At 69.5% G+C, this 26,095-nt stretch carries 19 protein-coding genes and 1 pseudogene; 11 read left to right on the top strand and 9 right to left on the bottom strand.

Annotated elements, in window-relative coordinates:
• Positions 1–27: 27 nt before the first annotated feature.
• The 3 genes and pseudogenes from OG456_RS41555 to OG456_RS41545 all read left to right on the top strand — a co-directional run bounded on the left by OG456_RS41555 (position 28) and on the right by OG456_RS41545 (position 2,364).
• On the top strand, positions 28–1,242 hold the full coding sequence (locus OG456_RS41555) for a transposase (RefSeq protein WP_266570257.1): 1,215 nt from the start codon (positions 28–30) through the stop codon (positions 1,240–1,242).
• Between the two features lie 37 nt (positions 1,243–1,279).
• Positions 1,280–1,615, top strand: a pseudogene (locus tag OG456_RS41550) (sigma-70 family RNA polymerase sigma factor); the annotation flags it as partial.
• Entirely contained in the window at positions 1,612–2,364 is a 753-nt protein-coding gene (locus tag OG456_RS41545; RefSeq protein WP_266570256.1) for an anti-sigma factor, read from the top strand. The pseudogene OG456_RS41550 and the gene OG456_RS41545, both read left to right, overlap by 4 nt.
• A 201-nt stretch (positions 2,365–2,565) precedes the next feature.
• On the opposite strand, the gene OG456_RS41540 is transcribed toward OG456_RS41545, so the two are convergent.
• Positions 2,566–3,006 carry a GNAT family N-acetyltransferase gene (locus tag OG456_RS41540; RefSeq protein WP_266570255.1) on the bottom strand — a complete coding sequence of 147 codons (441 nt, stop codon included), beginning with the start codon at positions 3,004–3,006 and terminating at the stop codon, positions 2,566–2,568.
• Positions 3,007–3,219: 213 nt separating this feature from the next.
• On the opposite strand from OG456_RS41540, the gene OG456_RS41535 reads away from it, so the two are divergent.
• A complete protein-coding gene (locus OG456_RS41535; RefSeq protein WP_266570254.1) occupies positions 3,220–3,858 on the top strand; it encodes a dihydrofolate reductase family protein in 639 nt (212 codons plus the stop codon).
• 79 nt (positions 3,859–3,937) lie between these two features.
• Positions 3,938–4,384, top strand: coding sequence for a PaaI family thioesterase (locus OG456_RS41530; RefSeq protein WP_266570253.1), 447 nt, complete (start codon positions 3,938–3,940; stop codon positions 4,382–4,384).
• 225 nt (positions 4,385–4,609) lie between these two features.
• Here OG456_RS41530 and OG456_RS41525 read toward each other — a convergent pair whose 3' ends face one another.
• Together OG456_RS41525 and OG456_RS41520 are read right to left on the bottom strand one after the other, a co-directional pair.
• Positions 4,610–5,248, bottom strand: a complete 639-nt coding sequence (locus OG456_RS41525; protein WP_266570252.1) for a two-component system response regulator — start codon at positions 5,246–5,248, stop codon at positions 4,610–4,612.
• Positions 5,245–9,480: a HAMP domain-containing protein gene (locus OG456_RS41520; RefSeq protein WP_266570762.1), complete on the bottom strand. Its 4,236-nt coding sequence runs from the start codon at positions 9,478–9,480 to the stop codon at positions 5,245–5,247. Before OG456_RS41520 ends, OG456_RS41525 begins: the two co-directional genes overlap by 4 nt.
• A 158-nt stretch (positions 9,481–9,638) precedes the next feature.
• On the opposite strand from OG456_RS41520, the gene OG456_RS41515 reads away from it, so the two are divergent.
• The 4 genes from OG456_RS41515 to OG456_RS41500 all read left to right on the top strand — a co-directional run bounded on the left by OG456_RS41515 (position 9,639) and on the right by OG456_RS41500 (position 14,733).
• Positions 9,639–11,492, top strand: coding sequence for a SpoIIE family protein phosphatase (locus OG456_RS41515; protein ID WP_266570251.1), 1,854 nt, complete (start codon positions 9,639–9,641; stop codon positions 11,490–11,492).
• A gap of 117 nt (positions 11,493–11,609) precedes the next feature.
• Positions 11,610–12,761 carry a hypothetical protein gene (locus tag OG456_RS41510; protein ID WP_266570250.1) on the top strand — a complete coding sequence of 384 codons (1,152 nt, stop codon included), beginning with the start codon at positions 11,610–11,612 and terminating at the stop codon, positions 12,759–12,761.
• 182 nt (positions 12,762–12,943) lie between these two features.
• Complete coding sequence (locus tag OG456_RS41505; RefSeq protein WP_266570249.1) at positions 12,944–13,636, top strand: DUF899 family protein; 693 nt, start codon at positions 12,944–12,946, stop codon at positions 13,634–13,636.
• Positions 13,637–14,214: 578 nt separating this feature from the next.
• The gene (locus OG456_RS41500; RefSeq protein WP_266570248.1) at positions 14,215–14,733 is read left to right on the top strand and encodes a DUF3592 domain-containing protein; all 519 of its coding nucleotides are present in this window, start codon (positions 14,215–14,217) and stop codon (positions 14,731–14,733) included.
• A gap of 150 nt (positions 14,734–14,883) precedes the next feature.
• On the opposite strand, the gene OG456_RS41495 is transcribed toward OG456_RS41500, so the two are convergent.
• From OG456_RS41495 to OG456_RS41470, 6 genes are all read right to left on the bottom strand, one after another.
• Positions 14,884–15,465 (bottom strand): TMEM165/GDT1 family protein, encoded by a 582-nt coding sequence (locus OG456_RS41495; RefSeq protein WP_266570247.1) that lies wholly within the window; start codon positions 15,463–15,465, stop codon positions 14,884–14,886.
• Positions 15,466–16,082: 617 nt separating this feature from the next.
• On the bottom strand, positions 16,083–19,238 hold the full coding sequence (locus OG456_RS41490) for a discoidin domain-containing protein (protein WP_266570246.1): 3,156 nt from the start codon (positions 19,236–19,238) through the stop codon (positions 16,083–16,085).
• 193 nt (positions 19,239–19,431) lie between these two features.
• Positions 19,432–20,295: an LLM class flavin-dependent oxidoreductase gene (locus tag OG456_RS41485; RefSeq protein ID WP_266570245.1), complete on the bottom strand. Its 864-nt coding sequence runs from the start codon at positions 20,293–20,295 to the stop codon at positions 19,432–19,434.
• Between the two features lie 263 nt (positions 20,296–20,558).
• Complete coding sequence (locus OG456_RS41480; RefSeq protein WP_266570244.1) at positions 20,559–21,353, bottom strand: amino acid ABC transporter ATP-binding protein; 795 nt, start codon at positions 21,351–21,353, stop codon at positions 20,559–20,561.
• 57 nt (positions 21,354–21,410) lie between these two features.
• A complete protein-coding gene (locus OG456_RS41475; protein ID WP_266570243.1) occupies positions 21,411–22,262 on the bottom strand; it encodes an amino acid ABC transporter permease in 852 nt (283 codons plus the stop codon).
• Positions 22,259–23,047 carry an ABC transporter substrate-binding protein gene (locus OG456_RS41470; protein ID WP_266570761.1) on the bottom strand — a complete coding sequence of 263 codons (789 nt, stop codon included), beginning with the start codon at positions 23,045–23,047 and terminating at the stop codon, positions 22,259–22,261. Before OG456_RS41470 ends, OG456_RS41475 begins: the two co-directional genes overlap by 4 nt.
• A 417-nt stretch (positions 23,048–23,464) precedes the next feature.
• Here OG456_RS41470 and OG456_RS41465 point away from each other — a divergent pair, with 417 nt between their 5' ends.
• Both OG456_RS41465 and OG456_RS41460 read left to right on the top strand, forming a co-directional pair.
• Positions 23,465–25,081 (top strand): phosphodiester glycosidase family protein, encoded by a 1,617-nt coding sequence (locus OG456_RS41465; RefSeq protein WP_266570242.1) that lies wholly within the window; start codon positions 23,465–23,467, stop codon positions 25,079–25,081.
• A 20-nt stretch (positions 25,082–25,101) separates the two neighbouring features.
• Positions 25,102–26,088, top strand: a complete 987-nt coding sequence (locus OG456_RS41460; RefSeq protein ID WP_266570241.1) for an alpha/beta hydrolase family protein — start codon at positions 25,102–25,104, stop codon at positions 26,086–26,088.
• The last annotated feature ends 7 nt before the right edge of the window (positions 26,089–26,095 follow it).

The raw sequence follows: 26,095 nt of genomic DNA, 5'->3' as shown, positions 1-26,095 counted from the left end.
TCACAAGAGCTGAAGGGGGTGGGCCGGGTGATGCGTGCGTACAAATTCCTCATGCGGCCCACGGTGCGGCAGGCTCAGGCGCTCGGCGAGATGCTGCGTGATCACTGCTCGCTCTACAACGGAGCGTTGCAGGAGCGCCGTGACGCCTACCGGCACGCGTCGAAGACCAGCATCAAGTACGGGCAGCAGTCCGCACAGCTGAAGGACATCCGGTCCTTCGACCCGGAGCGTCAGGGCCGCTGGTCGTTCAGCTCACAGCAGGCCACGCTCCGGCGGTTGGACAAGGCGTTCGCGGCGTTCTTTCGCCGGGTCAAGTCGGGTGAGAAGCCGGGCTATCCGCGTTTTCGTGGGGTGAACTGGTTCGACACGGTGGAGTTCCCGAAGGACGGGGACGGCTGCCGGTGGGACTCCACGCCGCACGATCCGGTGACGCGCGTCCGCTTTCAAGGGGTCGGGCACGTCAGGGTGCACCAGCACCGGCCCGTGGCCGGCAGGGTCAAGACGGTCAGCGTCAAACGTGAGGGCCAAAAGTGGTTCGTCGTGCTGACCGCCGAACAGGTCCAGCCCGAACCGCTGCCCGCGACGGGTTCCGTCGTCGGGATCGACCTGGGCGTAGCCAGCTTCCTCGCCGATTCCAGCGGCGGATTCGTCCCCAACCCGCGCCACGGGCGCAGCTACGCCGCGAAGCTCGAAGCCGCACAGCAGGCCCTGTCGAGGTTTCCGCGCGTGCGCCGTGACAAACGGACAGCCAATCACCGGCGAGCGGTCGAGGAGGTCGCGAAGCTGCACCGCAAGGTGCGCCGCCAGCGCCTCGACCACGCACACAAAACCGCCCTTGACCTCGTACGCGAACACGATTTCATCGCGCACGAAGACCTCAAGATCCGCAACATGGTCCGGCGTGCCACGCCGAAGCCCGACCCCGACACGTCGGGCGCCTTCCTGCCCAACGGGGCCGGCGCGAAGACCGGACTCAACCGCTCGATCGCGGATGCCGGATGGGGGGTGTTCCTGACGATCCTGGCCGCCAAGGCTGAAAGCGCCGGACGGGAAGTGATCGCCGTGGACCCCCGCAACACCTCCCGCCAATGCCCCGCATGCGGGCACACCAGCGCGGAGAACCGGCCCACACAGGCAAAGTTCCACTGCGTCTCGTGCGGCCACACAGCGCACGCGGACACCGTGGGCGCCATCAACGTTCTACGGGCCGGGCTGGTCCGTCGCGAAGCCGTAGCGGCGTAGCGAGAAACCCCCTCAATTATGAGGGGGAGGAGTCACGAACTGGGTACTCACCCTCGCCCACCGGCGTGCCATCGATCGGGTCCGATCGGTTGAGGCCTCCGCCGCCAGGGAGCGGCAGGCCGCCTTCCTCGACCGCACCCCCGAGTTCGACGAGGTGACCGAGCAGGTGGAGCACCGCCTCGAGCGTGAACAGGTACGCCGCTGTCTGCGCGGCCTGACGGAGTTCCAGCGCCAGTCGGTGACGCTGGCGTACTACCGCGGACTCACGTACCGGGAAGTGGCCGAGCTGCTCGCGCTGCCTCTCGGTACGGTCAAGACGCGTCTGCGGGACGGTCTGATCCGCCTGCGCGACTGCCTGGGGGTGAACGCATGACGAACGCCGATGTCCACACGCTGACCGGCGCCTACGTGCTCCACGCGCTGTCCGAGGACGAGCGGGCCGTGTTCGAGTGCCACCTCGGGGCCTGCGAGGCCTGCACCCAGGAAGTCGCTGAACTGGCGGCCACAGCAGGCAGGTTGGGGCTCGCCGTCAGTGAGACCCTGCCGCCCGAGCTCAAGGCCCGGGTGATGGGACGGATCCCCAATGTCCGCCAGGAGTCGCCGCTCCCGAAGCAGCCCTCGCGGGGCGGCGGGAACCCGGCGCGGGGCCGCCGCGCGTCGCGCTGGGCACTCGCCGCGTGCCTGGTGGCCGCCGCCGGTCTTGGCGGCGTCGCGGTGTGGCAGCACGAGGAGGCACGGGACGCGCGGGCCGAGGCGAGCGCGGAGCGACGGCGGTCGGCGGAGCTCGCGGCAGTCCTGGGGGCTCCCGATGCCAAGGCCGGCACCGCGCGTCTCGGCGGCGGTGCGAGCGCCACGGTGGTCGTCTCCAAGAGCCGTGACAAGGCGGCGTTCGTGTCGTCCGGACTGGCCAAGCCGCCGTCCGGCAAGGTCTACCAACTGTGGTTCGCCGACGGCGACACGATGCGTCCGGCCGGCCTGCTCGACCCCGCCTCGCGGGCGCAGGCCGTTCTCTTGGACGGCCCCGTCGACCAGGCGTCCGGTATGGGCATCACCGTCGAACCGGCGGGCGGATCGCCCAAACCCACCTCCGCGCCGGTGGCCCTGATGAACTTCCCTGCCTGAGCGTACGTGGCACCGGCGAGGAGCTGACCGTTGAAGGACGGCTCCTCGCCGCCGCCCCTCGCTGTAGGCGGATAGAGCGACGGCCTGGGCCGCCACGTGGACGGCCCGTTGGAAGGGGCGGTTGCCGCCGGTGCGGTCCGTGAGGACTCTCCGCCGGCCGACATCTCGTGGACGTCGCCGAGACCTCCGGTTCTTCGAGACCTAATCCAGTTTCTTGAACATGTGGACATCTTCGGCGCCGCCCGGGATTCCCAGGGTCCGCCCGGTCTCGACATATCCGTGGCGCTGGTAGAACTCCGGTGCCTGGAAGGTGAAGGACGATACGCAGGCGCGGTCGCAGCCTCGTCGGCGCGCTTCCTCCTCCGCGGCCAGGAGGATCTTCGATCCCCACCCGTCCTTACGGCTCTTCTCACGGATCCAGAGCATCTCGATGCCGAGCAGCCCACCCCACGTCCAGCCGGAAAGGCCCCCGAGCAGCTCACCGGCGTCGTCGACCACCTTCACCGACAGCGAACTCTGATCTGCGGCAGTGGTTCCCGTGGCAGGGAAGTTGACCTCGTCCAAGCCCTGGGACAAGCGCTCGTTGAGCTCGGAGTCGCGCTGCCCGACGCTCAGCGTCTCACCGGTCTGATCATGTGTCATGCGGCGGAGTGTGACACAGGCGCCGTTCGACGAGCCCGGCGGCCGCTCGGGTGAAAGGCCGACCGCCTCGTTGCGGGGGTGGGGGTGGCATGCATTACCTGTCTGAAGCGCGAATAATTCGGCAACCCTCGTTGACCCATCCTGGGTGGCTATTACGGCTACCTCCTATCCGCCGACCGCTACTGATCACCACACGCATGGGAAGGCAGCGTCATGAGCAGCAGCAAACTGATCGTCACCGCGTTCATCACCATGGACGGCGTCATGCAGGCTCCGGGCGGTCCGGGTGAGGACGTCGACGCCGGCTTCGAGCACGGCGGCTGGCAAGTCCCTTATGTCGACGAGGACTTCATGGTCCTGATGACGGGGGTCTTCGAGCAGACCGCCGACCATCTCCTCCTCGGCCGGAGGACGTACGACATCTTCGCCGCCCATTGGCCCCGCGTGACCGATGAGAACGACCCGATCGCCGTGAAGCTGAACGCGATGCCGAAGTACGTCGCCTCGCGCACCCTGGACAGCAGCCTGGAGTGGAACAACTCGCATCTCCTCAAGGGCGAGGCCGCGGAGTCCGTCGCACAGCTCAAGGAACAGGTCGACGGCGTGATCATGACGCAGGGCAGCAGCGACCTCATTCGCACCCTGCAGGAGCATGACCTCGTCGACGAGTACCGGCTGCTCATCAACCCCGTGGTCCTCGGAACCGGCAAGCGGCTCTTCGCCGAAGGCGCCGCCCCTGTCGCCTGGACGCTCACCGAGTCCGGCGCCACCGGCGCCGGCGTTCAATACTGCGTCTACGAACGGGCAGGCAAGCCCCAGTACGGATCCTTCCTGCTGGACGATCAGGCGTGAGGCCAGCGGGGGAGGCGGACAAGGGGAATGGGAACGGCAGGAGAAATCCCGACACAACTCTCGACCTGGGAGGGGTGCGATGACCGGGCGATCCGGGCCGTTCTGGGATGCCGTGGAGGGGCGCGCCCCGCTGCCGCGGGCGGCGGCCACGCTGGGGTTGGAGGTCCTCGACGCGGACGGCGACAACGGCACCGTCGAGCTGGCCTTCACCGCGACCGAGGACTTCACCAATCCGGCCGGGAACGTGCTGGGTGCCTTTCTCGCGGCCATGCTCTACGACACCGTCGGTCCCGCACTCCTGGCCACGCTCGAACCGGACCAGTTCCAGTCCACGCTGGAACTCCACACGCGTTTCCTGAGGCCCGTCCGCCCGGGCCGGATCATCGGCAAGGGGCGAGTGGTGCACCGGGCGGGGGACATCGCCTTCTTGGAAGCCGGCCTCACCGACTCCGACGGGGTGGTCATCGCCACCGCCGGTGCCACGGCCCGCGTCATCCCCCTCGACCAAGCGCCGACGTCGGCGTGATCCGTATGGTGAATCGGATCCACGTTGTGAACTGAATCACATGCTCTGGCCGTCACGGTTTGCTCGTGCGGGGTGCCTCGATGGGCTTCCGGCAAGGGGAGCCGGGCGTGATGTCGGAGTGCCGACGCGAGCACGTGGGGGTAGGGGCGTGACTGAGGGTGCCATCATCGAACGCCGTCGGCCCCCGCCTGGGGGCGCGGTCGGCAGGGCACGCCGGGCGTGCGCCTACTGTTCTTGGCCTTCCAGGAGCCTTCCGACAGCCCTTTCCAGTACGGCGATCCGGTCGGCGAGACCCGCCGCATCGGGTCCGTCCGTACCCTCCCTCTCGCGCAGCAGGCGTTGCACCTGGGCCAGTTGACGTTCCACGTCGGCAAGGCGGTGCTGTTCCTCGGGGGGTTCCGTGGGCACGTCGACCGCCAGGAGACGTGTCAACTGTTCGGCCTGATCGGCAAGTTGGCGGTTCTTGCGGTGCAGCTCCAGGAAGACGTTGACCTTGGTCCGCAACAGCCAGGGATCGAACGGTTTGACCAGGAAGTCCGCCGCGCCGACGGTGTAGCCGCGGTAGGCGTAGTTCGGGTCGACCGCCGCCCCGGTCAGCAGGATGATCGGGACGTCCTTGGTCTGGTCGAGGCCCTTGATGTTGGCGGCGGTCTCGAAGCCGTTCATGCCCGGCATCAGTACGTCGATGAGCGCGACCGCGAACTCCTGCCGCAGCATCGCCTTGAGCGCCGCCTCGCCCGAGCGGGCGCGGACCACGCGGGCGAGCGAGCCGAGCACGGCTTCGAGGGCGACCAGGTTCTCCTCCATGTCGTCCACGATGAGGATGCTGGAGGCGTCCGCCGCCGCTCCCTGCGGCGCCGTCACAGCGTCCGCCCCGGGGTGTCGTCGCCGGACGCGTCCGGAGGCGCTTCCGAGCGGGTGTGCGGGTCGAGCAGCCTGCAGATCACCGACAGCAGCCTGTCGACGTCCACCGGCTTGGGGATGTAGTCGTTGGCACCGCTCTCGATCGCCTTTTCGCGGTCGCCCGGCATCGCCTTGGCAGTGAGTGCGATGACCGGCAGGTTCGCGAAGCGAGGTGTGCGCCGCATCGCAGCGATCATCTCGTAGCCATCCATTTCCGGCATCATGATGTCCATCAGCACCAGAGACACATCCGGTGTCCGGTCGAGGACCTCGAGGCCCTCGCGGCCGTTCTCGGCGTACTTGACGGTGATTCCGACGCGGCCCAGCACATGGGTCAGCGCGAACACGTTCCGGATGTCGTCGTCGACGATCAGGATGCGGCGGTTGGCCAGTACCCCGGCGGCGCCGCCGGTCAGCCACTCCTTGAGCCGGGTCGTCTCCGGCCAGGTGGACGGTTCGTCCACGACGTCGAGCGCGGCGAGGTCCTCGGCGGCACGGGTGGTTCCCGTGCGGGGCACGGACACCGGGTCGGTGAACACGTCGATCTCCGCGGGGGCTCCTGCGCGGGCCGTGGGCCGGCGGGCCGGTGAGCCCGGCCCGGAGATGGCCTGCACTTCGCCGGCCGTGGGGAGCGGTTCCACAGCGGGGGATGTGTAGTGCACAGGGACGTAGAGGGTGAAGGTCGAGCCGACGTCCGGCTCGCTCTCGGCCGTGATCCTGCCACCGAGCAGGGCCGCCATGTCACGGCTGATGGAGAGGCCGAGACCGGTGCCTCCGTACTTGCGGTTGGTGGCGCCGTCGGACTGCTGGAACGCCTCGAAGATCCCGCTGAGCATCTCCGGCTGGATGCCGATTCCGGTGTCCTTGACAGAGAGGGCGATGATTTCGTCCGCGTCGCGCAGTGTCTCCTCCTCGAAGTCCGCGGGCGTCGCGCGCTCGACGAGCAGTTCCACCCCGCCGGACGAGGTGAACTTCACCGCGTTCGAGAGTAGGTTGCGCAGGATCTGCTGGAGGCGCTGCTCGTCGGAGTAGAGCTCGAGGGGGACGTCCTCGCCGACCTTGATGTCGAACGACAGGCCCCGGTCCCCGGAGAGCGGCTGGAACGTCGCCCGCACGTAGTCGAGCAGTTTGTTCAGCGGCAGCGTCTTGGGGTGCACATCCATCCGGCCCGCCTCGATCTTCGACAGGTCGAGGATGTCGTTGATCAGTTGCAGCAGGTCGGAGCCCGCCTGGTGGATGGTGACTGCGAACTCCACCTCCTCCGCGGAGAGCCGGCCGGAGGGATTGTCGGCGAGAAGCCGGGACAGTACGAGGAGCGAGTTGAGGGGCGTACGCAACTCGTGCGACATGTTCGCGAGGAACTCGGACTTGTACTGGGAGGAGGTGGCGAGCAGCGCCGCCTTCTCCTCCAGTTCGGCGTTCGTGGTCTGCAACTCGTCGGAGCGCTGGCGCAGTTCGGCGGTGAGGCGTTGCGATTCCGAGAGAAGCGACTCGGTACGGGAGTTGGCGATGATGGTGTTGATGGAGACACCGATGGTGTTCACGAACTGGTCGACGAAGGCGAGGTGTACCTCGCTGAAGCGGCTGAACGAGGCGAGCTCGATGACGCCGAGCACCCGGTCCTCGAAGAGGATCGGCAGGATGACGACGCTGGCCGGCGGCGCGGCGCCGAGGCCGGAGCTGATGGTGATGTAGTCCGCGGGGACCGCGTCGACGAGGATGCGCCGTTTCTCCGCGGCGGCCTGGGAGATGAGACCCCAGCCGGGCGCGCCGAGGCTGAGCCGGGGGCGTGGCCTGTGGCCTTCTTCCTGGCCGGTGCCGTAACCGGCCAGGAGTTCCAGGTCGTCGCCCGGTTCCGCAGCCGCCCGGGCCAGGAAGAACGCACCGTACTGGGCGTTCACCAGAGGGGTCAGCTCGCGCAGGATCAGGTCGGCGACCTCGACCAGGTCGCGGTGGCCCTGCATGAGTCCGGCGATACGGGTCAGGTTGGACTCCAGCCAGTCCTTGGCCCGGGTCGTCTCACGGAGGTTCGCCACCATGAGGTTGATGTTGTCCTTGAGGGTGGCGACCTCGCCCTGGGCCTCCACCGAGATGGAGCCGGACATGTCGCCCTGTGTGACGGCGCTGGCGACCTCGGCGATCGCGCGCACCTGGGTGGTGAGGTTCAGGGCCAGCTCGTTCACGCTGGTGGTCAGGCGCTTCCACGTCCCGTAGACGCCTTCCACGCGGGCCTGGCCGCCCAGTTGCCCCTCGGAGCCCACCTCGCGGGCCACACGCGTGACCTCGGAGGCGAACGCGGACAGCGTGTCGACCATCGTGTTGATCGTGGTCTTGAGTTCCAGGATCTCGCCGCGCGCGTCGACGTCGATCTTCTTCGACAGGTCGCCTCGCGCGACGGCGGTGGCGACCTGGGCGATGTTGCGGACCTGGGAGGTCAGGTTGTCGGCCATGAAGTTGACGTTGTCCGTGAGGTTCTCCCAGACGCCGGAGGCGCCGTGGACCTGGGCGCGGCCGCCGAGCCGTCCCTCGGTGCCGACCTCGCGGGCCACACGCGTGACCTCGTCCGCGAACGCCCTCAGCTGCTGGACCATCGTGTTGACGGTGTCCTTGAGCTCCAGGATCTCGCCGCGTGCGTCGACGTCGATCTTCTTGGACAGGTCGCCGTTGGCGACGGCGGTGGTGACCTGGGCGATGTTGCGGACCTGGGAGGTCAGGTTGAGCGCCATGAAGTTCACGTTGTCGGTGAGGTCCTTCCAGACCCCGGATGCACCCCTGACCTGGGCCTGACCGCCCAGGTTGCCCTCGGTGCCGACCTCGCGGGCCACACGCGTGACCTCGTCCGCGAAGGCGGACAGCTGGTCGACCATCGTGTTGATCGTCGACTTCAGCTCAAGGATCTCTCCCTTGGCCTCCACGGTGATCGTCTTCCCGAGGTCGCCCTCGGCGACGGCGGTGGCGACCTGGGCGATGTTGCGGACCTGGGAGGTCAGGTTGTTGGCCATGAAGTTGACGCTCTCCGTGAGGTCCTTCCAGACCCCGGACACACCCCTGACCTGGGCGCGGCCGCCCAGCTGTCCTTCGGTGCCGACCTCGCGCGCGACGCGGGTGACCTCGTCGGCGAAGGCGGACAGCTGGTCGACCATCGTGTTGATCGTCGACTTCAGCTGAAGGATCTCGCCGCGCGCGTCCACGGTGATCTTCTGGCTCAGGTCGCCGTTGGCGACGGCGGTGGTGACCTGGGCGATGTTGCGGACCTGGGAGGTCAGGTTCGACGCCATGAAGTTCACGTTGTCGGTGAGGTCCTTCCAGACCCCCGATACGCCCCTGACCTGGGCGCGCCCGCCGAGCTGGCCCTCGGTGCCGACCTCGCGGGCGACCCTGGTGACCTCGTCGGCGAACGCCCGCAGCTGGTCCACCATCGTGTTGACGGTGAGCTTCAGCTCCAGCAGCTCGCCGGTGGCCTCGACGGTCACCTGCTGCGTCAGGTCTCCGCGTGCCACCGCGGTCGTCACGACCGCGATGTCCCGCACCTGCGCCGTCAGACGCGACGCCATCGTGTTGACCGCCTCGGTCACATGGAGCCAGTCTCCGGACAGGCCCTGTGCCTTCGCACGGCCACCCAGACGCCCCTCGGTGCCGACCTCGCGGGCGACTCGGGTCACCTCGCCGGTGAACAGCGAGAGCTGGTCCACCATGCGGTTCACACCGATGCCCAGGCGTCGCAGGTCACCGCGGAGCTGGCGGCTTCCGTCGTGCAGGTCGACGTGCTGCGTCAGATCGCCGTCCGCTACGGCGTCGAGGACCCGGGTGGCCTTGGCGACGGGGCCCACCAGCGCTTCGATCGCCGTGTTGGCGGCCTCGACGTTCGTCGTCCAGGTGCCCGCCCCGGGACTCGCCGAGATGCGCTCGTCCAGCCGGCCCCGCCGGATGATCTCGTGCCGGACGCGCTGGAGCTCCGTGGCGAGGTGACCGTTCCGCGCGATGATCTGGTTGAGGACCGCTCCCATCTCGGCGACGACCGGGTCATTCGGGGCGGCTTCGCCCTCTTCCGGCGAACCGTCCGCGCGCGCGGTGAAATCGCCTTCGCACAGGGCCCTCATCGTGGCGAGAAGCGGGCGCAGCTCACTCGTACGGACCCATTGTCCGGAGTCCGTCGTGGTGGGGCCGGCCACGTCGGGCCGAGTCGTGTCCATGGTCATGAACCACCCTCCGCCCGGAGTTCGTCGTGCGCACCAGCGGCCTGTTTGCCCATGTTTGTCATATTATAAGGGGCGCGAAAATACTTCTCCCACCGCTGTTGGCGCACACAGGGGGCGTCGTGATCCCGTTGCCCGCACACTCGGCTGATTTCGTGTGCAGCAAGGAGTTGCCGGCCAACCAGCTCGCGTCCGCACAGGCGCGACGATTCCTGCGTGAGGTGCTCACGGGCCGGATGACGTCCACCGCGACGCCGCCCGGCCAGGACCCGGTCCCCGCTCCCGGGACGGTCCCGCAGGGGCTCGTCGACAACGCCGTTCTGCTGGTCAGCGAGCTGGTCACCAACGCCGTCGTGTACGCCGGCACCGACATCGACGTCGTCTGCCGCCTGGAGCGCCACCCGAATGCCGGAATGGCCGTCGTCGTCGAGGTCGCGGACCGCCACCCCTCCAGAGGCGTACGCGGCGCGGCGGACGCCCGGCACGGTGAGCCCGGCTACGGCCTCCAGCTGGTGAGCGCGCTCTCCCAGGCATGGGGCGTGACCTACCGCCGGTCGGAGAAGCGGGTGTGGTTCCGGCTGGAGTCCTCGTCGGCGGAGCCGGGCCCCCTTGCCACCGACGCCACCCCGGCCCGTACCGGCGAGACCGGTGCACCCGGGACCGTGCAGGCCGCACCCGATGACGCGAGGCCGCCGGACCACCTCGCGCGCAGCCATGGCTACGCCGCCGAATGGGTCGACCGCAGCGGCCCGTCGTTCCTCGCCGAGACCAGCGAGCTCCTGGCCGGGCAGCTGGACCAGGGCATGGTCGCGGCGCTCGCGGCCCAGCTGCTCGTACCCCGCCTGGCCGACTGGTGCGGCATCTGGCTGCGAACCCCGGGGGGAGGGCTGCAACTCGCCCGGGTCTGGCACGTCGACGAGCGGCGCATCGTGCCGCTGCGCGAGGAACTGGAGCGGATCCCGCCGTCCGCCGGCATCCGCGCCGGGGGCACGCCCTGGCCCTGGCCGGAGAGCGGCGGGTCCGACCGTGCCGGCGGGTCGGCGTTCGCCTTCCCGCTCACCATCCGTGACACCGACGTGGGGGTACTCCTGCTCGGCCGGACGGGCCACCTGCACATGACCGACGCGGTGGTGCGGATGGTGGACGACGTGGCTCGCCGCGTGGCGCAGGCCGTGTACACCGCCCGCCAGTACACGAGACAGACGACCATCAGCGTCGCGCTCCAGCGCAGGCAGCTGCCGACGAGCCTGGCACGCATCGCGGGAATCGACAGCGCGATCGTCTACGAGCCGCACGGCGAGGGCCAGACCGTCGGCGGCGACTTCTACGACATCTTCCCGAAGGGCGAGGGACGCTGGTGCTTCCTGCTCGGGGACGTGCAGGGGAAGGACCCGGAGGCGATGTCCGTCACCGGCCTCGCCCGGCATCTGGTACGGCTCCTGGCCCGCGAAGGCCACGGCGTCGAATCGGTGCTCGACCGACTGAACACCGCCATGGCGGAGGAGAGCGCGGAAGCACTCACGGACGAGGGCGAGCAGGCGGCCACCCGTTTCCTGAGCCTGTTGTACGGGGAGCTGGCCGTCGAACCGGGCGTGGCGGGAGCCCGCTGCCGGGTCGCCAGCGCCGGCCACCCCCCGCCCCTCCATCTGTTCACCGACGGCAGAGTGGAACCGGCCTGCGAACCGCGGATACTGCTCGGTATCGACGAGGGCGCCGAATTCCGTGCCAGCACCTTCGATCTCGCGCCCGGCGAAACGCTGCTGTGTGTGACCGACGGCGTCACCGAACGGCGCCGCGGCAACTGGCAGTTGGACGACGACGACGGTCTGGCGGATGTGCTCCGCCAGGGCATGGGCCTCGGTGCCAAGGCGCTCGCGGAGCATGTGCGGCGAGCGGCACACGACTTCGGGACGGGCCCGGTCGAGGACGACCTGTCGGTACTGGTGCTCCAGGCGCCGGCGGTCGACGCGCGCACGCACCACGCTCCGGAGCCGCCACCCTGCGCCTGACGTCGGGGTTCGTCCCGCTCCCACGCGATTGATGCAAGTCGGGGGCGGGGTTCCCCTTCCATCGACGGGTGCAGGGACCATACTGGTCGAGCCCCCGATCACCCACAGAACGATTCCATGGCCAAGAACAGCAGCTCCTCGACCACCGCCCCCGACACCGCGTGGCTGGGGCGCGGGCGCCATCTCGGGCCCGAACCCGAGCAGGACGTCCGGCGCAACCTGATCGCCCTCAAGGCGGCCGGGGTGCTCGACGACTTCCTGGACCTCGACCCCGTCGAGGCGGCCCGCTCCACCACCCTGCACCCGCGGGACGAATCCGCCGACCCCGGTCCGGCGGCCCGCCGCCTCTTCGAGGCCCGCTGGCGTGTCGCCGACGACGTCACCGTGCGCGCACAGCTGACTACGTACGACCCCGAGGCCCGCCGCAAGGAGGGCGAGGGCGTCACCTGGATCCTCGCCGCCGAGGCGGAGCGGGCGTGGGACCCGCACTGGCCCTCGCCCGCCACCATGTTCTGGCCCGACAGCGACCGGGTCGACTGGGACCACGACACGGTGCCCGGCGTGCGCCTGCGCGCGGCGAACCATCTGCCGAAGGACGACGACGAGCTGCGCCACCGGCTGCGGGACTGCACCCGGAACAGCTGGTTCATCCATGTCGTGGTGCACGAGGCGATGACGCCGGACGCGATGGGGCAGAAGCCGGTCTCGGCGTTCCTGCCGCCCAGCCTGCGGCACCGGGTGGTCGAGCACCGGGGCACGCCGGACCAGGCGCAGATCGCCGACTTCGCGATGAAGCGCGAGCTGAGGGTGCGGATGCCGCGCGGCGGCGCCGTCGTCCTGCCCACGGTGCCGCCCCTCCCGGGCTACGAGGCGGAACGCCTCACGGTGCGCAGCGTCTTCCTGGACGGTTCCGAACCGACCGAACTCCTCGACAGGATCAAGGAGTTCGCCGCGCTGCCCAGGCCGCTGCCCGCCGACGCCGAGCGGGCCCTGACGCGGCTGCGCCAGGGCTGGCACCTGCTGACTCCGGACGAGGAGCTGTTCCACGCCCAGGGCATGGTCACCAGGTACGCGGAGGCGCTGGAGGCGATGACGAAGTCCTGTGACCTGTACCGGGAGGCGGCCGAGGCGGCGCAGGCCGCGCTGGCGGAGGCTACCGGCGGCGCGGGTGTGCCCCGGCCGGCCGACCCGGGCTCGGTCAGACTGGACGGTTCGCCGCTGACCACCCTCACGAAGGCGTTCGGCCGCTTCCGGGGCCCGAACAAGTAGCGGGCGACGGCGCCCTGGGGGGGCAACGGCAGGGCAGTGGTCCGGCCGGTCGGCTGATCGTGCGGGCCTTGGAGATGCCGGCTGCCGTCGCCGGTGCGATCTTGCTGGGGGGCGGCCGATGACTTCCGGCCGCCCCGGGAGTCAGTACTCCCAGACAGGCACCAGATCCGTCCGGAGGCACCATGTCCACCACCGAAAACGCCCTGCCGTCCGTCGTCGACGCGGCCACCTGGCAGAAGGAGCTGGCGGCGCTGCGCGTCCGGGAGAAGGCCGCCACCCGGGAGCTCGACGCCATCGCCGTCCAGCGCCGTCGGCTGCCGATGGTCGAGATGCCCGACTACGTACTGGAGGGCGAGGACGGCCCGGTCCGCCTCGCGGAGATCTTCGGCGACCACCCGCAGCTGATCGTCTACAACCACATGTGGTTCGAGGACGCCGAGTGGCAGTGCAGCGGCTGCACCGGCTTCACGACCCAGTTCACCCGGCTCATGGGCCTGGAGAAGTTCGACGCCCGGTTCGTGATCGTCACCCAGGGCCCGATCGAGGAAGCGCTCGCCTACAAGCGCAAGGTCGGGAACGAGATGACGTGGTACTCGACGGCCAACAGCTCCTTCGGCAGCGACGTCGGCGCCCCGCCGAACGCCGGATTCGGGGTCAACGTGTTCCTGCGCGACGGCGACAAGGTGTACCGGACCTGGCACACCGACGGTCGAGGCGTCGAGCGGTTGAGCTATCTGTTCGGCCTGGTCGACCTGCTGCCGTACGGCCGCCAGGAGGAGTGGCAGGACTCGCCGGAGGGCTGGCCGCAGCAGCCGACGTACAGCCGGTGGGCGCAGTCGGAGGAGATCGCGGCGGCTTACGGCGAGAACAGCTGACCTCGCCCGTCCGCGGTGTCCCTGTGCGCGCTCAGCTGATGCCCGTACCGCAGTCTGCGCGGATGTCGGCGCTCGCGGCCGGGAGTCGTCCGCCTTGATGCCCGCGACCGCGAGCCGGTAGTTGTCCAGGGTGGGGGGGCCACGCTGGCTGTAGGCGCGCCGGCCGGACCAGCTGTCCCGATGGATCTCATGGTGCTGCCGGATCCGCGCGTGGTGGCCCGAGCGATGTGTGCGGAAGCCTGCGCAGTGGGTCGTCGCGCGGGATGTGGCGTCGCCGATCACGATCTCGCCGTCCTGTGCGACGGAGGAGACGGTGCTGGTGCGCCACAAGTCGTGCGCCTCGATGATTCTGACGTTGTCGCACTCGGTCTGGCCGGCGCGTGCGCGACAGTCGTTGCTCCGGACGGACTTGGGGTCCTTGGGCGCGGCGTCGACATCACTGATCGTCATACACAGGGATTCGTAGGGCAGTTACTCGGCCCCGCCCCCCACATCGTGAACGACGTGGGGGGCGGGTGCGCGGTGGTCTTTGCACTTCAGATAGCGTCCTGTCACTCCGGACAAGTGAGAGGGACGTTGTGCAGGTTCAGGTACGTGGGCGGCGGAGTGCCGGCTGGTGGATCACGTTCGGGGTCATCGCTTTCGGGACGCTGTTCTTCGTCATCGGGGCGATCGTCGGCGGGGTGTCGATCTCGTTCGTGACGAGTGCGGAGCGCGCCAAGGGAACCGTGGTGTACCTGGAGTGGCAAGGCGGCCAAGTCAGTTCGTCCAGCAAGTCACGTCAGAGCAGCGGGCCCACGGCACACCCGGTCGTCGAGTTCACGCCGGCGGGCGGTTCGCCGACGACGTTCCGGAGCTCGATGGGCTCCAACCCGCCGGCGTACGACGAGGGTGAGCGCGTCGACGTCCTGTACCGCACCGATGACCCGGGCGACGCGAAGATCGACGGGTTTGTCTCCCTGTGGCTGATTCCGCTGATCTTCTGCGGGATCGGGCTGCTGATCGCGGGCATCGGTACGGCCATTGCGATCGCGACGCGGCGGCGCTCCCGCCTCACCCCCAGCGCATCAGGGATCGCGGTTCCTTCGGCCGGCTGACAGCCCGGCGCGGCAGTTGATGGGAACCCTACGATGCGGAGGTCGTACTGACGCCGCGTCGCAGTCGGCTCAGAGAGCCCTCGATCGTGCGTAGACAGAGGGGCTGAGCGCCCGGCCGTGAGCCCGCCAGGCGCTCACGCCGCGGCGGCTTCAGGCGGTGAAGGCCTCGGTCAGGGTCCAGATGGCGAGTCCGGCCATGCACGCGGCACCGATGCGCTGCACGGTCTTGAGGGGGACACGCTTGGCGATGAAACGGCCGACCAGCAGGGCGAGGGCGGAGACCGACATCAGCGCGAGTGCCGAGCCGAGGGCGGTGGGCAGCCAGGGGTTGGTGGCGGCCAGGTTGGCGGTGGTGATCTGGGTGAGGTCGCCCCATTCGCTGATGAAGACGGCCATGAATGCGGTGGTGTAGACGGGCCAGAAGCCGGTGACGGTCCTGGCGGCGCCTTCCTCGTCGTCACCGTCCCCGCCGCGCAGCAGGACGACGGCACCGAACGCGAACAGGGCGGCGGAGACCAGCTTGACGGCCATGCCCGGAAGCAGACTGAGCAGGCTGCCCGCGCCGATGGCGATCGCGACATGCACGATGAAGGCGGTGGAGGTGCCGAACCACACGTACAGCGGCCGCATCCGGGTGCCCATGGCCAGCGAGGCGAACATGGTCTTGTCGGGGAGTTCCGCGAGGAAGATCAGCCCGAAGGCGGTGAGGAACGCCAGGGGGTCGAAGGTCATTGCCTTGCTTTCTGCTGGGGCCGGGCCGTCAGCTCATCGGCACCCATGGGGCGACGGGAGAACCACTCGGCCCGGCACGATGGAACGGCCCACACGTCAATGGGGCCGGATCATGCCTTGGCCGAAGGTCTCGTCCGCCCCCGCACAGTGTGCGGGAGCCCGGTGGCCGGGGTGCTCCGGAGCACCCAGCGTGTCGACCAACGGTTCTCGGGACTACTCCCCTTCGCTGTGATCCAGGCTGACAGGTGGTGTTCCGACCACGTGTTGGCCGGGCGGCGGACCGGAGTGGGATGAGCAGCCCGCGCGCACTCACCACGGTGTCGGTGGGCGGCAGTTGGGGCGTCATGGTCATCGGCACTCCCGTGGGGGAGGGCTGATGGCTGCTGATGAAGGCAACTGCACGCCGCCTGAGCGAGGTTCCGCAGGTGACAAAGGGGACGTGTGTGTCACGGTGTGTCGAGGTCCGAGCCGGAGGGCCCGCGCAGCACGGAACGAAGCCCGCGCCACACAGGAGGCGGTCCGCATCCCACAGAACGAAGCCCGCACGCCGCTTGGCGCGATGAAGGCCCCGGCCACCCTGCGCGGCCGGGGTCCCTCACGAAGTGAGCCCTACGGGGTCAGCGTCGCACGGAGAGCCGCGCGATCCGCGCGTCGGCGGGCAGTCGTCCGTCGACCTGCACTGCGACGTATCGCGCAGACGTGTCGAGGGTGAGCTTCCGGTCACGGCCGCGCCCGTCGACCCGGCCCGCACTTCGGTAATTGACACCGTCGTCGCTGACCTGCACTCCGAGGGCGGGCGCACCGGCGACCGTCCAGTTCACCTCGACCGAGCGCACCGGGAGTCGCGCGCCCAGATCGACGACCATGCGCCCGTCGGGGCCGGGCCGCCACGCCGTCGCCGGATCGCCGTCCACCGCGGCGGCCGGATCCGACATGCCCGAGGGCAGCGGACTGGTGGGGAACACGGTGCGGCCGAGCGCGAGGTCGTCGAGGGGGAAGGCGGTCGCGCCATTCAGGCGGACGGTCGTCTCACGGCCGTGCGACACGACAGCGACCTCGCTGCGATGCTGTCCCTCCACCCGGACGCGGCAGGCGGCGCCGGACAGCCGCACGGTGGCCCCGTCTATGACCTGCACGCGCAGCCCAGTGGGCAGTCGGCCCCCGCCCGACACAGGAGTGACCGTGAGCCCGGGTGGGAGCAACAGGGCCTCGGCCGACAGGAGTTCGGCCTGGTAAGACGTCCCACTCTCAGTCAGCGTCTGGTCCCCCTGGAACACCACACGACCAGCACCGGACTGCGGCACGTCCACCGTCGTGCTGACCGCGTCGCCCGACAGGTTGAACAGGCTCAGGTGCTCCTCCGTGAAGGCCACCTGGATCGCCTTGTTCCCAGCCGTGGGTGTGGCCTTCCGTGTGAGCGCGCGCAGCGTCTTGGCCGACACACCTGGATACCCCTCGACCACCACGGGCGCCGCGGGGCCGTCGGCCGCCAGGATCGTGTCGCCGTACACCGCGATCGGGTGGTCCGAGCCGCGCACGACAAGGCCGGCCCGCCCGTCGACGTCGAGCCAGCCGCCCCGGCTGCTCACCTCGGGAACCGGCCATGCCGCCAGGTCCTCCCAGTGCTCGCCGTCGGTCGAACCCTGGACGAGGAAGGCGCGCCCGGCCGCCGCCTCCCAGTGCAGCGTGACGCGGTCGATCTCGTGCACGGCACCGAGGTCCACGGCCAACCAGCTGTCGGCGCGCCCGCGTTCGGCCTTCGCGACCGCCCATCGCGTCGCCAGGTCGCCGTCGAAGGCCAGCTCCGGGCCCTTGCCCGGATCGTACGAGGACGTGGTCGCCGTCCCGCCGCGCGCGAGGTCGGAGCCGTCCGCCCCGTCGCGCACCTCGAACGCGTACAGTGAGTAGCCGTATGTCGGGTCGGGCCGTACCCCGAGCATCCGGATGTGCCGCACAGTGGTGCGGGAGAAGCCCACGTCGTCGACGCGCGCCGCCGCCGTGGGCGCCGTACCGGCATCCTGCGCACGCACGGAGACCTCACCCTCCTCGTAGCGGTACGTGCGCGCGCCGTCGAGGCCGACCATCCCCGGCATGGTGAGGTTGTGCACCTCAAGGTGCCCTTCACCGGCGGATGTTCCGGAGGTCGCGTAGACGACCCCGCCCGTCGGCAACGTCGTGAAGCCCGCGTAACCGGTGTCCAGACGGAGCACGGTGGCACTGCCGTCGAAACCGTCGCGCAGCGATGTGTACAGCCGGACCGTGCGCTGCCCGACCTTGCCCGTCGTCGCGGGCAGGAACATCGGCGTACCGCCGCTGAGCTTGAACAGCCAGTCGTCGTGGTCCGGTTGCCAGGCGAACTTCACAAAGCCGGCCTTGCTGACGGCCCCGGCCCACGCGGCCCGCGTCTGGTGCGAGACGAGGCCCGGTCCCGTGCCGAAGTCCGCCACTCCCGACGCCTGGGCGAAGAGCGCGTCCTCGGACAGCGGGCGGACCCGGTGGCCGTTCGCAGCCGCCCACACATGCAGCAGATAACTGATGGCCACCTCGGCCCGGGCCTCCGGCTCATATTTCGGCTCACCGGAGAACTTCGCCAGACGGTACTCGGGCGGATACTTCTGGTACGCTTCCAGCCGCTCGGCCAGCGCCTGTTCGGCCCGTGCCGCGGCCCGGTCGCCCGCCACCTGGGCCAGGAACGCGAGGGGGATCACGTCCCTGCCGTACAGATGCTCGCGGTCGTTCACCATCGGCATCAACGGCTCACCGGCGTCACTCATCACCCCCAGCAGCGTGCGCCACAGTGGCAGCGCGTTGGGCTGTGCGGTCAGCACCTGCGGCAACGGCTGCCCGGCGGCCAGGAAGTGCGCCGCGTTGCGGCCCGAGGTACGCCACAGCTCCTCCTGGTAATGCGGGCCGAAGGAGCCGTGGTTCTCGACGATGAACGTGTCGTACAGATTCCGGGCCGTGTTGCGGGAGACGGCGACGCCGTCGACGAGCGCCGGATTCGCCTGGTCGGCAGGCGGAAGCCCTGCCTCGTTGCGCGACCAGGTGCCGTAGGCGGACTCCCAGTCCGGGCGGCGCGCATCGTCGGGCGCCCACGCGAGGGCGGGTGCGAGGGTCTGCGCGTACAGGCCCATCTCCTCCAGCTTCGTGTCGCCCACGTAGCCGCCCTGCAAACCGTTCGGCGTCCAATCGCCTGAGTCCGGGTCGTCACCGGTGCCCAATTTCGTGGTGTAGGCGGCCTGTTCACGAACGATGGTGTCGACGTTCGCGCGCGTCGCGCTGTCGAGGTCGTCCCAGAGCAACCGTGCGGCGAGGACGAAGTACGACTGGAACGTGGTGTCGAAGAACAGCTTGCGGCCCCACTGGGTCCCGCCCGTGAGTCGGTTGGACGCCGCGAAGTGCCGGATGGTGGCGAGCGTGCGCGCCTTGAGGATGTCCCGGTCGATGCCGGCGGCCCCGCTGTCGTACGTGCCGTGGGTGAGCAGCACCGCGTGGCCGAGGACGACGGCGAATCCGAAGTCCTTGTCCGTGTAGTAGCCCCGTGCCTCGTCCCACTGTGTCTCGGACCAGTGGGTGTGCTGGAGCAGAACGCGGTGGTATGTGGCGGCTGTCTCGTCCGGGGGAGAGGCGGAGCCGGCGGACCCCGTGTGAACTCCGCCCAGTGCCTGGGCGGAGTTCACGCCGACGACGGAGGGCAGAGCGGCCAGGGCGCCCGACAAGCCGAGGAGTTGCAGGATTCTCCGACGGTCGACCTGCTTGGGGTGGTGCGACATGAGCGGGACCTTTCACAAGACAACGTTGTCAGGTGGGGGTGGCGCTCATTCTTCGGTCTGTCGCACGGAGCGTCAATGGGCGGGATCCCGCTGGTGCTCGAGGAGGGACGGGGTCGGAGCATCGCGGGCAGGCCCGGCGTCGGTGTGCCGGATGGAGAGCGACGACGCCGGATCAGCCGTGGACAGCACTTCTCTAGAGCACCGGCGGCCCGCCCTCGATGCGACGTAGAACCGGGGTCAGGCGATCCAGGTCCGGGCCTGTCTGGACCTGTCGTTCGTCCCACCAAGTGGCGCCGGCGTCGTGCAGGGGGCCGATCACGTCCTTGGCTTTGGCCGCGTCCGGGGGCGTGGCGCCGCCGAGTACGAACTCGAAGGGGCCGGCGTCGGCATTCGTACGCTGATCGCGCACGTAGGCGATGAGTTCCTGTACCTCCCCCACCTCCGGCACATGCCCATGCCGGGCGGTCTCGAACAGCGGTACCGCGCCGTCCCACCGCGCTGCCCGCCGCATGGGTGCACGGCGGGGCCAGAACCCTCCGATCCACACCGGGGGGCGGGGCTGCTGCACGGTGGCGGGCAGCATCGCCACGTCCCGGACCTGGTAGTGCCGGCCGTCGTGGTTCACCCGGTCGCCGGACCACATGCGCCCCAACAGGTCCAGGCCCTCGTCCAGTCGCTCGGCGAGGACGCGCGGCTCGACGGCGTCGCCAAAGCTGCGGTACTCGTCCTCGACCGGCCCGCCCAGCCCCGCGGCAAAGATCACCCTGCCGCCGCTCAGCTGGTCCAAGGTGGCCACCTGGCGGGCGAGTTGCTGCGGGCGGTAACGGGGGACCGGCGTCAGCAGGGTGCCCAATCGGATCCGCGAGGTGGCCAGCGCGGCGGCCGTCAGCAGCATCCAGGGGTCCCCGAAGGGACGCCCTTGGTGCTGTCGGTGCAGAACGTGATCCCACACGAAGAGCCCGTCCCAGCCCGCCTGTTCAGCGGCGGCCGCTACGGTGGCGACGTTGCGCGGGTCGGCGAAGTCGCCGAAATTCGGGATGTTGATGGAGAAGCGCATCCCAGCAGGATGCGCAGCAGGCTGGGAAGACGCAATCGGATTCGCATCCTGGCAGCTCAGTACCGGACGCTGCGGCGCCGTCGCCGTGGCTGCACCGGCGCGGTTTTGCGGCTGTCCGGTTTCGGGGCCACATTGTGTGCAGGGTGGAGTCGTCGAGGGATCGTGACCGCTTCGCCGGGCGGCGGTCAGGGGCGGGTGCCGGTCGCCTTCCCGGCCGTCGTCGGTCGGGAAGGCGGTGCGGGGTCGGGAAGTGTCACGTCCCGTCAGGACTTCGTGACGGTGTCCGCCGGGCGCAGGACCCGGGCCAGGAACTCGCGGGTGCGGGGCTGTCGGGGGTTGGTGAGGACCTCGTCAGGCGTGCCCTGTTCGACGATGACGCCGTCGTCCATGAAGACGACACGGTCGGCCACTTCGCGGGCGAAGCCCATCTCGTGGGTCACGACCATCATCGTCATCCCGTCGTCCGCGAGGCCGCGCATGACGGCGAGGACGTCTCCGACCAGTTCGGGGTCGAGCGCACTGGTGGGTTCGTCGAACAGCATCAGTTCGGGGCCCATCGACAGGGCGCGGGCGATGGCCACGCGTTGTTGCTGGCCGCCCGACAACTGCGCGGGGTAGCTGTCCTCCTTGTCCGCGAGTCCGACGCGGACCAGGTTCTGTCGGGCCACCTGGACCGCCTCGGCCTTGTCGCGGCCCAGCACCCGGCGCTGCGCGATCGTCAGGTTGTCCAGCACGCTCAAGTGCGCGAAGAGGTTGAACTGTTGGAAGACCATGCCGATCCGGCGACGTAGCCGGTCGATGTCCACATCCGGGTCGGTGATGTCGGTTCCGGCGATGAGGACCTGGCCCTGGGTGGGCTGTTCGAGGAGGTTGGTGCACCGCAGCAACGTCGACTTGCCGGACCCGGAAGGGCCGATGACGCACACCACTTCGCCCGTGTCGATGGTGAAGTCGATGCCGCGCAGGACCTGAAGGTCACCGAAGGACTTGTGGAGCGCGCGGATCTCGATCGCCCGGGTCGGTGTGGGCGTGTCGGCCGTGGTGGTGGCATTGGTCATGCCCGTCCCCTTGTGTTCTCTCATGCTGCCGGAGGGCTCGCTGGCGGCGCTCATCGTTCACCGCGCCTTCGCATGGCCCGCCTCCAGGCGGCGCACCACGTAGCCCAGCGGGACGGTGATCAGGAGGTAGCAGAGACCGGCCACGAAGATGGGAGTGGTGTTGGCGGTCTCGCTGGCCAAGTCCCGTCCGAACTTGGTGAGTTCACGTGTCTGCAGGGAGACGCCGAGGAACAGCACCAGTGAGGAGTCCTTGAAGAGAAGGACCAGTTCGTTGGTGAGTGGCGGCACGATGATTCGGAAGGCCTGGGGAATGACGATCGACCACATGGCCCTCGCGTGGGACATGCCCAGCGTCCGGGCGGCCTCCATCTGACCGCGGGGCACGGCCTGGATGCCGGCCCTGATGGTCTCCGCCATGTACGCGGCGGCGACGAGACCGAGGGCCACGGCGACCTGCCCGTACGCGCCACCAGGGATGGCGAGGCCGGGGAACGCCAGGGGGATGCCGACCCCGATGAAGATGAAGATCAGCAGGGCGGGCAGTCCGCGGAACACCTCGATGTAGAAAGAGGCGAGCCATCGATATGGGGCCACGGAGGAGAGTCGCATGAGGGCGACGATCAGTCCGAGCACGAGGCCGACGCCGAATCCCGACAGGGTGTACGCCACTGTGTTGGTCAGCGCCACCGTCAGCAGGTCCGGGAACATCCGCTTGGCCACGGAGAGTTCGAGGAACTGCTGCTGCAACTGGTGCCAGTCGGCCAGTACGGCGACGGCGATCACCGCGGCGGCCAGGACGACGTACTGCGCACCTCGGAGCATGCTGCGCCGCCGGCGCGGGGAGAGGCGGGGGCGCGGGGCCGCCTGGGCCGGGGCCTTCGCGGCGACGGGAGTGTGCGAGGAGGTCACTGGGACACGGCCTCCGCGGGCATCGGGCCGATCCACTTCTCGTACAGCTTCTTGTACGTGCCGTCCTGCTTGGCCTTCTTGATGGCCTTGTCGATGGCAGCGAGGAGCTTGGGGTTGCCCCCCTTGCGCACGGCGAAGCCGTACTTCTCGCCCGTCTGGACCGTACCGGTGACAGTGAACTTCGCTGCGTTGGCAGGGTCCTTGAGCCACTCCTGGACCACCGGGTAGTCCTGAATGACGACGTCCACCTGGCTGGTGCGCAGTCCGTTCAGCTCGGCGTCCGAGCTCTCGAACGACTTGGAGTCGATACCGGCGGCGTGCGCGGTGTCCTCGCCGGTGGTGGCCGACTGCGATCCCAGCCTGATCTTGCCGCTCTTGATGCCGCCCAGCGACTTCGCCTTGACGCCCTTACGGGACAGCAGGGCCTGGTTGGCGTCGAAGTAAGGGGTCGAGAAGGCGAGGTGCTGCTTGCGCTCGGGAGTGATCGTCATGCCCGCGGCAGCGACGTCGCAGACCCCCGCGTTGAGGTCCGCACCCGTCTTGATCGTCTCGAAGGACTTGTCCACGATCTGCTGCTTCAGGCCGAGGTCGTCGGCGACCAGATCGATCAGGTCGACGTCGAAGCCGACGATCTTCTTGCCCTTCACCGACTGGAACGGGGCATACGGGAGATGCGTACACGTCGTCAACTGGCCGGATTTGACCAGCTTCACGCCGCCGGCCGTCGTGGTGGCCTGTTCCTTGCTGCAGGCGGTGGCCGACAGGGTGAGCGCGGCGGCGAGCACGAGCGGGGTGGAGCGGCGAACGAGTCTTCCGTGAGTGCTCACTGGACTTCCCTTGGGCATGGAGAAATGCAACTTTCCCTGGGCAGGGGGAAGTTGACCTGGAGTGGGACGGGCACCGACGGGTGCCCGCGCAGCCGTGACCGCGGGCCGCTGGGGGCAGGCCCAGACGGAGCTCCGACTGCGGTGGGCACACCCTGCATCAGCGCGAACACGAAAGTCCAGGGCTGTCACCAGCCACTCCGGAAGCCTTCACATTTTCGATCTTGAGCCGCGCGGTCGTGCGCGGGAGGCCGTCATCGACCGGTCGCACGGTCGCCGGCCGGGTCGTATGCACGGATGACGTGCACACGTCTTGACGAGTGGTCTCGACCACAAGCACCGTTACGCGAGAGCCGTTCTTCGTCCTGTGGGGGGCACGTGAACAGCAGACTGTTCGGCGTGGGCGCCGTGTTGTCCGTCCTCGCCGTCGTGGGAGGCCTGGCGGTTCCGGCCTCGTCGGCGCCGACCCCGAGACCGGCCGGCGCGTTGCCTCTGGGCCCCGCCGACCTGACCGAGACGCGGACGACGCAGCAGCTCCAGCCCGGTGTCACCCTCACCCGAATCGTGCGCGGCGCCGATGCCCCGGCGCTTGCCTGGACGATCGAGGTCTCCATCCCCGGCGGCGCCGGCTCACCGGACCCCGATGCGCCGCCGTCGGTGCTCAACGACCGCGAGAGCGCCGGCGACCTGGTCGCCCACCTGCGCGAAGACGGCTTCGAGGCACGGACCGAGGAGGTCGCCACACAGCCGACGGCGGACTTCGCGGGCGGTACGCTCGGATGGCGCGTCCGCGTCGGTGAGTTCGGCTCGCAGTCCGCTGCCACGGCCGAGCGCACCCGGCTGCGGACAGCCGGATACACCGGGGCCGCCGTGTACCAGGGGTGGGACGGGGAGCCCACGGACCGGGGTCCGTGGCGGATCGACGTTCTCACCATCGACCCGCATCGCTTCCACGGAGCGCTGAGAGCCTCGTACGGGCCGGATCTCGAGAACCGGGAGACGACCAGCCGACTCGTGGCCGCGGCCGGGGCGACCGCTGGGATCAACGCCGGGTTCTTCGTCCTCGACCCGAACGCAGGCGCCCCCGGGGATCCGGCCGGCGTCGGCGTGTACGACGGCCGGCTGTTGAGCGAACCCGTGAGCGGGCGGCCCTCCCTAGTGATCCACGATTCCGGGAGTCGGACCGGCATCGTCCGGCTCACCTGGCAGGGCAAGCTGTCCAGCCCGGGCGCCTCGCTCCCGCTGGACGGGATCAACCGTGTCCCCGGCCTGATCAGGAACTGCGGCGGCACCGCCGACGACACGCCCACCTCGCTGCCCCTGCACGATGCGACCTGCACGGACGACGACGAACTCGTGGCGTTCACACCAGAGTTCGGTGGGCGGACGCCGAGCGGCGAGGGAGTCGAGGCCGTACTCGACCGCCACGGGCGGGTACTTGAGGTGCGCTCGCCGCGTGGCGGATCGCTGCCGGAGGGCGGCAGCTCCGTACAGGCGACCGGACGCTACGTCCCCGAGCTGGCCGAACTGGCTGAGACCGGACACCAGGTGCGGATGCAGGCCGCGTTGAAGGACTCGCACGGCCGCACCGTCTCCCCGTCCCCGAGCACCAGCATCCTCAACGGCGGCCCCGAACTCGTCCGGGACGGCCGTACGCACGTCACCGTGGCCTCCGACGGCATGGTCCAGCCCGGCAATCCCAGCTTCTATTACGGCTGGGTGCACAAGCGCAATCCGCGCACGCTGGCCGGAGTCGACGCCGCGGGACGAACCGTCCTCGTCACGGCCGACGGACGCAGCACCGGCGCGCTCGGACTCAGCATCCCGGAGAGCGCCGCGGTCGCGAAGGCGCTGGGCCTGCGCGACGCGATCAACCTCGACGGCGGCGGGTCCACCACCATGGTCGTCGGCGGGGGCGTGATCAACGCCCCGTCCGACGCGACCGGCGAACGCCCGGTCGGAGACGCCCTGTTGGTCCTCCCCGGCCGAAGATGACCCCATCGACAGGAGCAGCCATGACCGCCGCCACGATCCGCCGCGCCAGACGCCTCCTGCTCGTCCTGGCCGTGCTGCTGCTCACCCTGGCACCGAACGCACCGTCCGTGGCCGCCGAAGCCCGCGGTGCGGAGGTCGTCGCCGTCACCCAGGTCGCCGACCGTCAGGTGGATCTGTCCGTACGCTCCCCAGCTCTCGGCGGCCGGACCGTCAACGTCCGACTGCTCACGCCCGATGGCTGGAACCCGGACGACCGCGGCCGGCACTGGCCGACCCTGTGGCTGTTGCACGGCTGCTGCGGCGACTACACGTCGTGGACGAGCCGGACCGACGTCGCACGCATCGACAGCCTGCGCGACGTCCTCGTGGTGATGCCGGAGGCCGGCTGGAACGGCTGGTACAGCGACTGGTGGAACAACGGGAACGGTGGTGACCCCGCCTGGGAGACGTTTCACACCAAGGAGTTGCGCCGACTCCTCGAACGCGACTGGGGAGCGGGCCCGCGTCGCGTGGTCGCCGGACTGTCCATGGGAGGGCAGGGCGCGCTGATGTACGCGGCCCGGCATCCCGGCATGTTCAAGGCGGCAGCGGCGTACTCCGGATCCGTGCACCCGTTGCTGAACGACGAGTCGGCGAGCCGCATCATGGGGTTCTTCGCTGGGCAGGGCGACGATCCGCGCCGGGTCTGGGGCGACCCCGTGGCGCAGCGGGATGTGTGGGCGGCCCATGACCCGTACTACCTGGCCAAGCGCCTCAAGCCGATCCCGGTGTACCTGTCGTGCGGCGACGGCACCGTCGGCCCCCTGGACCCGCCGGGTGTCACCAACGCACTCGAAGCGGACTTCGACCGGCAGAACCACGCGTTGGCGGGCGCACTCGAAAGGGTGGGTGCCCGGCACGTGACGACCAACTTCTACGGGCCGGGGATCCACAGCTGGCCGTACTGGCAACGAGAGCTGCACGCCTCGCTGCCCATGCTGTTGGGGGCGTTGCGGGCCATGAACTGACGTGACG

Source organism: Streptomyces sp. NBC_01446, assembly GCF_026340095.1.
Lineage (GTDB): Bacteria > Actinomycetota > Actinomycetes > Streptomycetales > Streptomycetaceae > Streptomyces > Streptomyces aureus.
Note: the sequence above shows the minus strand (reverse complement) of the source record. Positions and strands in the feature narration are given on the sequence as shown.

Bases quoted from the DNA above. Each gene is read 5' to 3' on its own strand.
- OG456_RS41545 (WP_266570256.1), top strand. From the start codon at position 1,612: ATGACGAACGCCGATGTCCACACGCTGACCGGCGCCTACGTGCTCCAC.
- OG456_RS41540 (WP_266570255.1), bottom strand. From the start codon at position 3,006: ATGACACATGATCAGACCGGTGAGACGCTGAGCGTCGGGCAGCGCGAC.
- OG456_RS41535 (WP_266570254.1), top strand. From the start codon at position 3,220: ATGAGCAGCAGCAAACTGATCGTCACCGCGTTCATCACCATGGACGGC.
- OG456_RS41530 (WP_266570253.1), top strand. From the start codon at position 3,938: ATGACCGGGCGATCCGGGCCGTTCTGGGATGCCGTGGAGGGGCGCGCC.
- OG456_RS41520 (WP_266570762.1), bottom strand. From the start codon at position 9,480: ATGGACACGACTCGGCCCGACGTGGCCGGCCCCACCACGACGGACTCC.
- OG456_RS41510 (WP_266570250.1), top strand. From the start codon at position 11,610: ATGGCCAAGAACAGCAGCTCCTCGACCACCGCCCCCGACACCGCGTGG.
- OG456_RS41505 (WP_266570249.1), top strand. From the start codon at position 12,944: ATGTCCACCACCGAAAACGCCCTGCCGTCCGTCGTCGACGCGGCCACC.
- OG456_RS41495 (WP_266570247.1), bottom strand. From the start codon at position 15,465: ATGACCTTCGACCCCCTGGCGTTCCTCACCGCCTTCGGGCTGATCTTC.
- OG456_RS41490 (WP_266570246.1), bottom strand. From the start codon at position 19,238: ATGTCGCACCACCCCAAGCAGGTCGACCGTCGGAGAATCCTGCAACTC.
- OG456_RS41485 (WP_266570245.1), bottom strand. From the start codon at position 20,295: ATGCGCTTCTCCATCAACATCCCGAATTTCGGCGACTTCGCCGACCCG.
- OG456_RS41480 (WP_266570244.1), bottom strand. From the start codon at position 21,353: ATGACCAATGCCACCACCACGGCCGACACGCCCACACCGACCCGGGCG.
- OG456_RS41460 (WP_266570241.1), top strand. From the start codon at position 25,102: ATGACCGCCGCCACGATCCGCCGCGCCAGACGCCTCCTGCTCGTCCTG.